Here is an 11682-nt window from a genome sequence, read left to right on the forward strand (position 1 = left end):
GCTGGCAGGTCATGCCGCTGTGCGATTAAACGCCGCTATCACCCCGCCGAGGCATGGTCTTCTCCGATTTCGGCCGGGTAGAACTCGCCCTCTAGCCCCAAACGCAGAAGCCGCTCGCGCACTTGGTTTTCAATCTCCAGCACACGCTCCTGCTCGTCCAGGTCGCTGACGAGCAGCCACACCCTCTTGAGGTTTTGATCGTGAGTGCCTTCGCTCATCATGTCGTGGGTGAAGGCTTCGTCCGCGCGCCAGAGGCACAGTTCGTCCTCTGTGTGGCCGCTTTCGGCCAGCGCCAGCGTAGAGGTCAGCCAGATTTCCTTGTAGGGGTTCAGGTCTGCTTCGGCGATTTCTTGCAGAGAGATCAGTGTCTTCATATCGGTGGCTCCGTGGTCAGTGCTTTAGGTGTGACGCACGGCAGAGGTGAGCGTTCCCGCGATCTGGCCGGCGGGGTGAAGTAGCTGTGAGGATTACGGCTCGCCGCACTTAATGCCCAATACCCTGTAGCACGGCTTGCCGGCGGCAGCGTTATTCACGTTGCCCGCCTGCAAGCCGAGCCGCTACCAGGTATTGGGCATTGGCGCCTTAATCTTGCTTACCGATTTACCAGTTTTGCTGGCAATGCCACCACCAACAGGCTGCTGAGCAGCAGGCACCCGGCGAAGAACCACAGGGCGCCTGCGCTGCTGCCAGTGACGTCGATCGCGATGCCCATCATCGAGTTGCTGACCAACCCGGCAATGTTCGCCAGCGAGCAAGCCAGGGCAAAGCCCGTCGCAGCGGCGCGGCCTTTGAGGAAGGTGGCCGGCAGGCTGAAGAACACCGGCACTGCACCGATGATCGCCGCCGAGGCAATGGCGAACAGTGCGACAGTCGCGACGACGTTATGAGTGAAGAAGGGGCTTGCCGCCATTGCCAGCGCACCGATCCAGAACGGCACGATGATGTGCCAGCGCCGCTCGCGACGACGGTCGGAACTGGCGCCGATCATCAGCATGCCGATCAACGCAGCGACGCTTGGCAATGCCGTCAACACCCCGATGTGGAAGGTGTCGGTGACGCCGGCGTTTTTGATGAACGTCGGCATCCAAAAGCCCATCGCGTAGGCGCTGAGCAGGATCGAGAAGTCGATACCGCCGAGCATCCACACCTTCAGATTAAAGAAACCGTCCCGGAAACCGTGTTTGCTGTCTTTGCCTTCGGCATCGTCCAGGCGCAGCTCGCCTTCGAGCAGGGTCTGTTCGCTACTGTTGAGCCACTTGGCCTCCTTCGGCGCATTCGGCAACGCCCAGAAGGTCAGCACGCCAAGCAATACGCTGGGCACGCCCTCGATCAGAAACAACCACTGCCAGCCACGCAGCCCGGTCGTCTGGTCGAAATGGCCCATGATCCAGCCCGACAGCGGGCCGCCGATCACGCTGGACAGCGGCAGACCAATCATGAACAGCGCGATGATGCGGCCGCGACGGTAAGTCGGGAACCAGGTGGTCAGGTAAAACAGTACACCCGGCAGAAAGCCCGCTTCGGCGGCGCCGAGCAAGAACCGCAGCACGTAAAACTGCGTCGAGGTGCTGACGAACAGCGTGCAGGTCGATAGCAGCCCCCAGGTGATCATGATGCGGGCGATCCAGAGCTTTGCCCCGACTTTTTCCAGTACCAGGTTGCTCGGCACTTCGAACAGGATATAGCCCACGAAAAACAGCCCGGCACCGAGGCCGAACGCGGTTTCGCTAAAGTGCAACTGGTCGAGCATCTGCAGCTTGGCGAAGCCGATGTTGATGCGGTCCAGGTATGCAGCCAGGTAGCAAAAACACAGGAATGGAATGAGCTTCCAGGTGATCTTGTGGTAGAGCGCTTTGATCGGGTCCGCAGCGTCGGGTGTAACGCTTCCTACATTCGCAGAGGGCATGGGTGTCTCCTGGCGGTTCTTCGACCGGCGAGCGCAACGGCGGCTGATCTTGCCTGCTTTGGCTGCGTTCTCATACGGCCTGTTATGGTTTTTGTTTGCCGCGCATCAAGTACTTTGGCAAGCACCGGATGGCGACTTCCAAAGGCAGTGTCAGAAGACTGAACAGTGGCTGGCCGATCCGTGGCACTGCCTGTCCAGTTATTGCGTAATCGGGGTTACGCGACCAGTGCTCTATGGCCTGGTTCTGGCTGATGGACAGCCACAAGCGTCAAGCCATGGGCCGCAACCGAGCAGCGGGCTGCTGCGCTATTTGGCGCTGGCAGCTTGAAACTGCCCGATAGCCTCTTGCTTGCTCACCACATCGCCGTACTTGCTGTCGATGTCGAACAGGTTCGCTTCATGCGGTGCGGGATGTCGGTCGCCGACGCATTCGCGTACAACGATGGTGCGAAAACCGTGCTGCACCGCATCCACCGCCGTCGCACGGATGCAGCCGCTGGTGGAGCAACCTGCCAGTACCACCGTGTCGATGCCTTGCGCATGCAGCAGGGAAGCAAGCGAGGTGCCAAAGAACGAACTGGCGTACTGCTTGCTGATGACCACTTCCTCTGGCAACGGCAGCACCTGTTCGCAAAAGGCCGCCAAGGGATTGCCTTGCACCATGTCCTTCATCACCGGCGCCTTTTTCACCCACATGCCGCCGTCGGCGAAATGGGTCGGGTGATAGCGGATGTTGGTGTGCACCACGGGGATGCCATGCTGCCGCGCGCTGGCCAGCAATGCGACGCTCTCGGCCACTGCGCTGACGACACCCGGCGCATACAGCGCAGCACCGGCCTGGGTATAGCCCTGCATGAAGTCGATCATCAGCAGCGCCGGTTTCTGCCCGAAGCCAATACGATTGCCCCACACGCCCTGGTAGTTGGCATCGGCGCTTTGTAGGTCACTCATGGTGTCGCCCTCTCAAATGGTGTCGCGGTCGCCGGTTGTGCAAGGGCGTTGCTTGCCCTGTGATCGGCGACGAAGTTGTGGTGAACGCTGGAGCACGGTGACGCTGGTGCTGCCGATGTCTACGGATTTGCGACTGTTCCGCACGCGATGGCGACATTGGCCTCGCTGTTACGGACACAGGCATCGCCTTAGGCCAACGGCGCGCCGAGGAAGTCACCGAACGCGGCGAAGAATCCCGGCAGGTTGTCCCATGGAATCATGTGTCCGGCGTCTTCCACCCGAGCGATCCGAATCCCCGGTTGCAGTTGTTGGATCTCGGCTTCGTCTTCTGCCTGGATCACGCCGCCGCGGGTGGCGACGATCAGCAGGGCAGGCACCGGCAGGTTCGGCAGGTCCTGATGGAAGTCCACCTCATGAAAATCATTGAAGGCCCGCACGATGGCTGGCTCGAAGCAGGTGTGCAGCCATTCGGCGCGCAGCTGCAGTTGCTCATCGGTCCAGGTCGGGCAGAACGCGCGCATGTCGTCCGCGCTCATGCCGCTTTGCGACTGACGAATCGAATCGACGTACCACGGCAGCTTCGACGGGTATTCACGACGACCGGGGCCGGACACGGGCGGGTCGATCAGCACCAGGCTTTTCACGCCCACGGGATGGCGCACAGAGGCCCGTGCAACGAAGCGTGCGCCCATGGAATGCCCCACCAGGTGGTAGCTGTCGATACCCATGGCAACAGTAAACGCGCTGATGTCGTCGGCGCAGGTTTCGACGCTGTAGTCCAGGTCCGGCCCGGTGGCGGACAGGCCACGACCGCGGGCATCAAGCACATAGGTGTCGAAATACTGCCCCATGTGTTCAGCGACGAAGCCCCAGGTGATCGCCGGGCTGGTGATGCCGGGAATCAGGATCAGCGCCGGTTTGTCGGCATGTTTGTTCCCGCCATAGCGCAGGTAATGCTGACGAATGCCGTTGGCCGCAACGTTGCCGCCTTGAATGAACGTGCTCATGCGGCCGCCCCCGATTTCAGTGGCTGGGCATAGAGGTCATAACCGTAGACCCAGGCCGGGTCTTCCTGGGTGCGCAGCCAGGTGTTGGCGTTGGACACGGCCTGTACGCGAGAGGCGCGCTCCTTGCGATTGGCTTCGTAGAGATCGAAAGCGGTGCGGTAATCGGTCAGGCCGGTTTCCTGCAGGCAGCGAGTCAACATCGCGGCATCTTCGATGGCCATGCCGGCGCCCTGGGCCATGTGCGGTTTCATCGGGTGGCAGGCATCGCCCAGCAACACCAGGCGACCACGGCTCCATAGCGGCAGCGGGTTGCGGTTGAGCAGCGGCCACTTGGTCACGCTCTCGGTGGACTCGATCAGCGCCTGCACGGTGGGGTGATAACCGGCGAAGGCTTCGTACATTTCTTCCCGGCTGCTGTCGACCCAGTTGCCTTGGAAATCCCACTCTGCATGAGGGACGCCGGTGACGTAGTAGTACTCATCGCGCTTGCCGGTGGTGTGGTAGACCATCATGTGACGGTCCTCGCTCCACCATTTCACGCAGTTCTCGAAGTCCAAATTGTATTTGTTCAGCACTGCGCTCGGAATCAGCGCGCGGTGTGCGACCCACCCGCTGTACAGCGGTTTCTCCTGGCCCAGCAACTCTTCACGGATTCGCGAATTGATACCGTCGGCCCCGATCACGATGTCGGCGTCGGCATGGGTGCCGTCGGCAAAATTCAGGCGCACGCCGTTTTCGCGCTCTTCAAGCGTGGTCAGGCATTTGCTGAAATGCACACTGCCCGGAGCCAGGGTCGACATCTGCAGCGCATGCAGGTCGCCACGGTGCACCGTGATGTACGCCGCACCGTATTCCTTGCGCGAAAACTCGCCCAGGGCGATGCGTGACAGGTAATCACCGGTAGCGCCATCGCGGCTGAACCAGAAATCCGGATGCGACCCCATGTCGCTCAATGGCCGCTCAATGCCCATGCGGCGAAAGATTTTCATGATATTCGGACCCATGTGGATCCCCGCACCGATGCGCGAAAACTCCGGGGCCTGCTCATAGACGTCGACCTTGAAACCGGCTTGCTGCAACAGCGTGGCGGCGGCAGCGCCACCCAGGCCGGCTCCAACGATGGCGATTTTTTGGGCGGTGGGCGTAGCTGGGTTGATAGGCATGGCGCTTCCTTCGTAATGCGTGGATCCGGGTGGGTGAGTGACGAGTAATGGTCATCGTCACTGTGCGTTTTAGAGTGTATACGCTGAAATTTTGAAATGTGAATAGGTATTTCAAAAAACACGCCAACCTGTCGCGATTAGGCATGTCACCCTTTGTAACCCAGTAAATGCGGACACTGTGTGCATAGGTAACGAACTGGCGCGGCTATTGCAGAGAGCCATAATTTGATGTCTTATCGATTTTAATTAGTGTATACGCTTAAAAAATGCACTGCCGTGGAGCGTCATGCCTTTCGATGGTGCATGGCAGCCAAGGCGGGATGACGAGGAGACGAGAAATGCCGGTTAGCGATTGCGAATTGACCCAGATGTTCGAGCACGTACTGAAGCTGTCGAAAGTGGACACGACCCAGAGCGTTGCAGTGCTCAAGAGCCATTATTCCGATGCGCGTACCGTGCGTGCGGCGATGGACGCCGCGCAGCGCCTGGGCGCCAAGGTGTATGCGGTGGAGCTGCCGTCCTTCAATCATCCCAAGGCCATGGGCAACGACATGACCGCCTATTGCGGCGACACCGCGCTGACCGGCAACCTTGCCGCGCAACGCGCGCTGGAGGCTGCGGACCTGGTCATCGACACCATGATGCTGCTGCATTCGCCCGAGCAGGAGCAGATCCTCAAAACCGGCACGCGGATCCTGCTGGCGGTCGAGCCGCCGGAAGTGCTGGCGCGCATGTTGCCGACCGTGGCCGACAAAGAGCGGGTGCTGGCGGCCGAGCAGGTACTGAAAGCGGCGCGTTCGATCCACGTGAAGTCCCGCGCAGGCAGTGATTTTCGCGCGCAGTTGGGGCAATACCCTTCGGTCACCGAGTATGGCTTCGCTGACGAACCGGGGCGCTGGGATCACTGGCCCAGCGGCTTTCTGTTCTCCTGGCCGAATGAGGCGACCGCCGAGGGCACGCTGGTGATTGATGTCGGCGATATCCTGCTGCCGTTCAAGACCTACTCCCGCGAGCAGATCACTCTGGAAGTCGAGAAGGGCTTCATCACCGGCATTCACGGTGGTTTCGAGGCCCAGTACCTGCGTGACTACATGAAGTATTTCAACGACCCCGAGGTATACGGCATCTCCCACATCGGCTGGGGTTTGCAGCCGCGAGCGCAGTGGACCGCCATGGGCCTGCACGACAAGAACGACGGCATGTGCATGGACGCCCGGGCGTTCTACGGCAACTTTCTCTTTTCCACCGGGCCAAACACTGAAGTGGGCGGCACCCGCAAGACGCCGTGCCACCTGGATATTCCGCTGCGCCACTGCGATATCTATCTGGATGACAAGGCCGTGGTGCTGGGCGGCGATGTAGTGGCGCCAGAGGGCTCCAAGGCCTGACAGGGTGCGCTGCAACAATACGGCTTACCGGCGGTGACGATTTTCGGTTCGTCGCCTCCGGCAAACCGGACTGCCAGGGATCATATTCAGGCTTGATGCCTTGCTGGCATCCTGGCTTGCAGCCTTGCAGGCTTGCAGGCTTGCAGGCGAATGGGCCATTTCTGACGCCGAAGATTCCCCTGTCTGCTCGCAACCGTTAATGTAGCCAGTATTCTCAATGCTGCCGAACGAGCCATCCGTGTCCACTGATAAACCCTCCAGCGAGCAGGCCTCCTACACTTTTTCCGAGCAAGTCGGCCATTTGCTGCGCAAGGCATACCAGCGCCATCTGGCGATTTTCCAGCAGCACGTCGGTGACTCCCAGCTCACGGCGGTGCAATTCGTCACCCTCTGCGCCCTGCGTGACCACGGCCCCAGTTCACAGACTGAGCTGGTCAAGGCGACGGCGGTGGACCAGGCGACCATTCGCGGTATTGTCGACCGGCTCAAGGCCCGCGACCTGATCAGCCTGGACCCCGACCCGCAGGACCGGCGCAAGGTCATCTGTAGCCTGACCGACAGCGGCCTTCAATTGGTGCAGGAAACCGTTCCCCGCGCCGCGCAGATCAGCGAGATCACCCTCAGCAAATTGAACCCCGCCGAGCGGGTGGCGGTGCTGTTCCTGCTGCGCAAACTGATTGATGAGCCCGAGCAGTAACGTCTGCCCTGTTGCGACATTCCGCAAACCTGCGGAGCAAGCAAGCAAGCAAGCAAGCAAGCAAGCAAGCAAGCAAGCAAGCTTGCGAAGGCTGAGGCTCAGTTGCTGAAGGTGGCTTGACTCAACCGATTTATTCGCGACCTCGTGGCCACCGTCTGATCCCCGTTCCCTAACGATTACCTCCCTGTTTCTGCATCCCTGTCCTGCTGGCACGCTTCCTGCTCTCTTTTCATGAAGTAACCACTTCACCAAAAGTCCGAAACGGTAGGTAACAGATGGGGAGCGCGGTATGAGCGAGCAGCAGGCGACGGGCGAGAAGGCCGTGACGCTTAAGGTCAACGGCCAGACCTCGTCCGTCACGGCCATGGCGGATACCCCGCTGTTGCTGATCCTGCGCAATGACCTGCAGCTCAACGGCCCCAAATACGGCTGCGGCCTGGGCGAGTGCGGCGCTTGCACGGTGATCATCGACGGCGTGGCGGCTCGCTCATGCGTATTCCCGCTGGCTGGTGCCGAAGGGCGTGAAATCACCACGCTAGAAGGCATCGGCTCACGCGAATACCCGCACCCGGTGCAGCAGGCGTTCATCGACGAGCAGGCTGCGCAATGCGGCTACTGCATGAACGGCATGATCATGACCGCCAAGGCCTTGCTCGACCGCAACCCGCACCCCACCGAAGCGCAGATCCGCAACGAACTGTCGGCCAACCTCTGCCGCTGCGGCACCCATATCGAAATTCTTCGCGCGGTCATGCGGGCCGCCCGTCACACGCTTTGAACGGAGCGATTCTTTTGACAGCGCCCATGACACCTCCCAGCCCGAAGCCTGCGCCTACGCGCGATCACCTATTGGCCAAAAACGGCGTGCTGCTGATCGTCGATGACATCCTGCCGCCGTCCGGGCCGGTCGCCAAAGGCGGCACGCCGACGGTCAAGCCCAAGGAACTGGGGCTGTTCATCGCCATCGATCAGGACAACGGGGTCTACGCCTTCAACGGGCACGTGGACCTGGGCACCGGCATTCGTACCTCGCTGGCGCAGATCGTCGCCGAAGAACTCGATCTGCAGATGGAGCAGGTCACCATGGTATTGGGCGATACCGAGCGCGCGCCGAATCAGGGCGCGACGATCGCCAGCGCCACCCTGCAGATTTCCGCGATCCCCTTGCGCAACGCCGCCGCCGAAGCTCGCCGCTATTTGCTACAGGCTGCGGCGCAACGCTGGTCCGTGGACGCGCAATCGCTGGTCATCGACAGCGGGGTGATCAAGGCGCAGGACGGTCGAAGCTGCCGATTCGGCGAACTGCTGGTGGATCAGCACATCGAGTTGCGTATATCCGGCGACGCTCCGCTCAAACGCCTGGAAGACTACAAACTGGTGGGAACCGTCGCCGCGCGGGTGGACATTCCGGGCAAGGCCACCGGGGAGCTGACCTACGTTCACGACATGCGCCTGCCGGACATGCTCCACGGTCGAGTGGTTCGTCCGCCGTATGCCGGCTACGACACCGGCGAGTTCGTCGGCACCAGTCTGCTGCAGGTTGATGAATCGTCCATTGCCCATATCCCCGGCATCGTGCGTGTGGTGGTGATTCGCGACTTCATCGGCGTGGTGGCGATGCGCGAAGAGCAGGCGGCCAAGGCGGCGAAGGAGTTGAAGGTCACCTGGAAGCCCTGGAAGCATCAATTGCCGGACATGAGCGATGTCGAGCAGGCCATTCGCGATAACCCCAAGGTGCAGCGCGTGGTGCTGGACAAGGGGAATGTTGACGAAGCGTTGGCTGCTGCCAGTGCACGGATGACCCGCACCTATCTATGGCCTTACCAGATTCATGGTTCGATCGGGCCTTCCTGCGGGCTGGCGGACTACCGCGAAGATGGCATCCGGATCTGGTCGGGCACCCAGAACCCGCACATGCTGCGCGCCGATATCGCCTGGTTGCTGGAATGCCCGGAAGAAAGGATCGAGATCATCCGCATGGAGGCTGCCGGTTGTTACGGCCGTAACTGTGCTGACGATGTGTGCGCCGATGCTGTGCTGCTTTCAAGGGCGGTGGGCCTGCCGGTGCGCGTGCAGCTGACTCGCGAGCAGGAGCACGCCTGGGAACCCAAGGGTACGGCGCAATTGATGGAGGTCGATGGTGGCCTTGACGCTGAAGGTGGGGTGGCCGGGTATGACTTCACCACCAGCTACCCCTCAAACAACTCGCCAACGCTGGCCTTGCTGCTGACCGGGCGCGTCGATCCGGTGGCGGTGATGTTCGAGATGGGTGATCGCACGTCGATTCCGCCTTACGACGTCGAACACATGCGCGTGACCATCAACGACATGGCGCCGATCGTGCGCGCGTCGTGGATGCGCGGCGTGTCGGCGTTGCCCAACACCTTTGCTCACGAGTCCTACATCGACGAACTGGCGTTTGCTGCAGGCGTTGATCCGGTGGAATACCGCCTGCGCTACCTGCACGACGAGCGCGCTGCGGAGTTGGTCCGCGCAACGGCGGCCCGCGCCGACTGGTCGCCGCGCACGCAACCGATGCAGACGCCTGAGCAAGACGGCGTGCTGCGCGGTCGCGGCTTTGCCTATGCGCGCTATATCCACAGCAAGTTTCCCGGCTTTGGCGCAGCGTGGGCGGCCTGGGTGGCGGATGTCGCGGTGGACAAGCACACCGGCGATGTGTCGGTGACGCGGGTGGTGATCGGCCATGACGCGGGGATGATGGTCAACCCGGCAGGCGTCCAGCACCAGATCCACGGCAACGTCATCCAATCCACCAGTCGTGTGCTCAAGGAGCGAGTGACCTTTGAAGAATCGACCATCGCCAGCAAGGAGTGGGGGGGGTATCCGATCCTGACCTTTGCGCAAGTGCCCCAGGTCGACGTGATGATGATGCCGCGCCAGACCGAACCTCCTATGGGCGCGGGGGAGTCGGCGTCAGTGCCCAGTGCGGCGGCGATTGCCAACGCCATTTACGACGCCACCGGCATTCGCTTTCGTGAGCTGCCGATCACCGCCGACCGTGTTTTGGCGGCGCTGAAAAGTGCAGGCGACGAGGCCAACGGCAACCCCCCTGAATCGCCGAAAGCCAAGCGCTCGAAATGGCTGTTCGGCTCATTGTTTGCGGCGTTCGGCGCGGTGTTGGGCATGGCCGCGACGGCACTGCCCTGGCGTGCCGAAATTGCGCCGATCACGCCGCCGAATGCAGGCACCTGGTCTGCGGCAACGCTGGAGCGCGGCCGGCTGCTGGCATCGGCGGGGGATTGCGCGGTGTGTCACACGGCGCCGGGCGGGGTGAGCAACGCCGGGGGCCTGGCCATGCCGACGCCGTTCGGCACTCTCTACAGCAGTAACATTACGCCGGACGTCGAGACTGGGATCGGCAGTTGGTCCTATCCGGCCTTCGAACGGGCGATGCGTGACGGCATCGGTCGTGATGGCAAACATCTCTACCCGGCGTTTCCCTACACCGCATTCCGCAATATCGACGACGCTGACATGCAGGCGCTGTACGCCTGGTTGATGTCACAGGCCCCGGTCAAGCAGGTCCAGCCAGCCAATGACATGCGGTTTCCGTTCAACATGCGGCCGTTGATGGCGGGCTGGAACGCGTTGTTCCTGCGCAAGGGCGAGGTACAGGCCCAGCCACAACAGAGCGCGCAATGGAATCGTGGGCAATACCTGGTCAACGGGCTTGGGCACTGCGCGGCCTGTCATTCCCCACGCAACCTGATGGGCGCGCAGAAAGGCGGTGCGGCGTTTCTGGCCGGCGGCATGGTCGATGGTTGGGAGGCGCCGGCGCTCAATAGTCTGTCAAAGTCGCCAACGCCCTGGACCGAGGATCAGTTGTTCAACTACCTGAGCACGGGCTATTCCGCTGCCCACGGCGTGGCGGCAGGACCCATGGGACCGGTGGTGTCGGAGCTGGCGAAACTGCCGAAGACCGATGTGCGAGCGATGGCGGTGTATCTGGCCTCGTTGAATGGCTCGGCCGAGGCAGCACCGGCGGCGGCCTCAGCCTCTGCACCCAATCCTGTAGCCAACCCTGCGGCGCAATCGAGCGTATCGGCGCTCTCGTTGAGCAACGGTCAGCGGGTATTCGAGGGTTCCTGTCAGGGCTGTCATGCCGGTGGTCTGGGGCCGACGTTGTTTGGCGTCAGTCCATCGCTGGCCAACAATACCAATGTGCACAGTGCAGGGCCGGACAACCTGATCAAAGTGATCCAGCAGGGTATTTCCAACCCCGCCACGCCGGACCTGGGCTACATGCCGGGGTTCAAGGACAGTCTCTCCGATACGCAGATCAGTGATCTTGCCGCTTACCTGCGCAGCCGCTTCGCGCCTAATGAACCGCAGTGGACGGGGTTGCCGGCGAAGGTGACTTATTTGAAAGCCAATCCCGGGAGCCATTAAAGACTCAAAGCACTATCGGGCATCATGCCTAAGGGTTCCTTTATCTGTTGGGCTTGGCTTCCTGGCACTCGGAAGTGCCACGGCCTGGGCTATGTTTCGTGGTCTGTCGTGACGTTTACAACGACGTCACTGAGCGTGCCCCACGCAGAGCGTCACTAGT

Annotated in this window: 9 protein-coding genes; 4 read left to right on the forward strand and 5 right to left on the reverse strand. The window is 61.5% G+C overall.

Translation table 11 applies throughout. The annotated features are described in order from the left end of the window. Window positions 1-38: 38 nt before the first annotated feature. The 5 genes from B3I26_RS20765 to B3I26_RS20785 all read right to left on the reverse strand — a co-directional run bounded on the left by B3I26_RS20765 (window position 39) and on the right by B3I26_RS20785 (window position 5027). The gene (locus B3I26_RS20765; RefSeq protein ID WP_296260394.1) at window positions 39-374 is read right to left on the reverse strand and encodes a hypothetical protein; all 336 of its coding nucleotides are present in this window, start codon (window positions 372-374) and stop codon (window positions 39-41) included. A 218-nt stretch (window positions 375-592) separates the two neighbouring features. Further along, window positions 593-1906 carry an MFS transporter gene (locus B3I26_RS20770; RefSeq protein WP_296260396.1) on the reverse strand — a complete coding sequence of 438 codons (1314 nt, stop codon included), beginning with the start codon at window positions 1904-1906 and terminating at the stop codon, window positions 593-595. 306 nt (window positions 1907-2212) lie between these two features. Next, window positions 2213-2857 carry an N-carbamoylsarcosine amidohydrolase gene (locus B3I26_RS20775; RefSeq protein ID WP_296260398.1) on the reverse strand — a complete coding sequence of 215 codons (645 nt, stop codon included), beginning with the start codon at window positions 2855-2857 and terminating at the stop codon, window positions 2213-2215. A 188-nt stretch (window positions 2858-3045) separates the two neighbouring features. Further along, the gene (locus B3I26_RS20780; protein WP_296260399.1) at window positions 3046-3864 is read right to left on the reverse strand and encodes an alpha/beta fold hydrolase; all 819 of its coding nucleotides are present in this window, start codon (window positions 3862-3864) and stop codon (window positions 3046-3048) included. After that, window positions 3861-5027 (reverse strand): FAD-dependent monooxygenase, encoded by a 1167-nt coding sequence (locus B3I26_RS20785; RefSeq protein WP_296260400.1) that lies wholly within the window; start codon window positions 5025-5027, stop codon window positions 3861-3863. Before B3I26_RS20785 ends, B3I26_RS20780 begins: the two co-directional genes overlap by 4 nt. A 338-nt stretch (window positions 5028-5365) precedes the next feature. Between B3I26_RS20785 and B3I26_RS20790 the strand changes: the two genes are divergently transcribed. From B3I26_RS20790 to B3I26_RS20805, 4 genes are all read left to right on the forward strand, one after another. Continuing rightward, entirely contained in the window at window positions 5366-6415 is a 1050-nt protein-coding gene (locus tag B3I26_RS20790; RefSeq protein WP_296260401.1) for a 2,5-dihydroxypyridine 5,6-dioxygenase, read from the forward strand. A 238-nt stretch (window positions 6416-6653) separates the two neighbouring features. Further along, complete coding sequence (locus B3I26_RS20795; protein WP_296260402.1) at window positions 6654-7112, forward strand: MarR family winged helix-turn-helix transcriptional regulator; 459 nt, start codon at window positions 6654-6656, stop codon at window positions 7110-7112. 289 nt (window positions 7113-7401) lie between these two features. After that, entirely contained in the window at window positions 7402-7890 is a 489-nt protein-coding gene (locus B3I26_RS20800; RefSeq protein ID WP_296260403.1) for a (2Fe-2S)-binding protein, read from the forward strand. Window positions 7891-7916: 26 nt separating this feature from the next. Further along, window positions 7917-11522: a molybdopterin cofactor-binding domain-containing protein gene (locus tag B3I26_RS20805; RefSeq protein ID WP_296260404.1), complete on the forward strand. Its 3606-nt coding sequence runs from the start codon at window positions 7917-7919 to the stop codon at window positions 11520-11522. Window positions 11523-11682 lie beyond the last annotated feature (160 nt).

Source organism: Pseudomonas sp. UBA5706 (assembly GCF_002419965.1).
In the GTDB taxonomy this organism is placed as follows: domain Bacteria; phylum Pseudomonadota; class Gammaproteobacteria; order Pseudomonadales; family Pseudomonadaceae; genus Aquipseudomonas.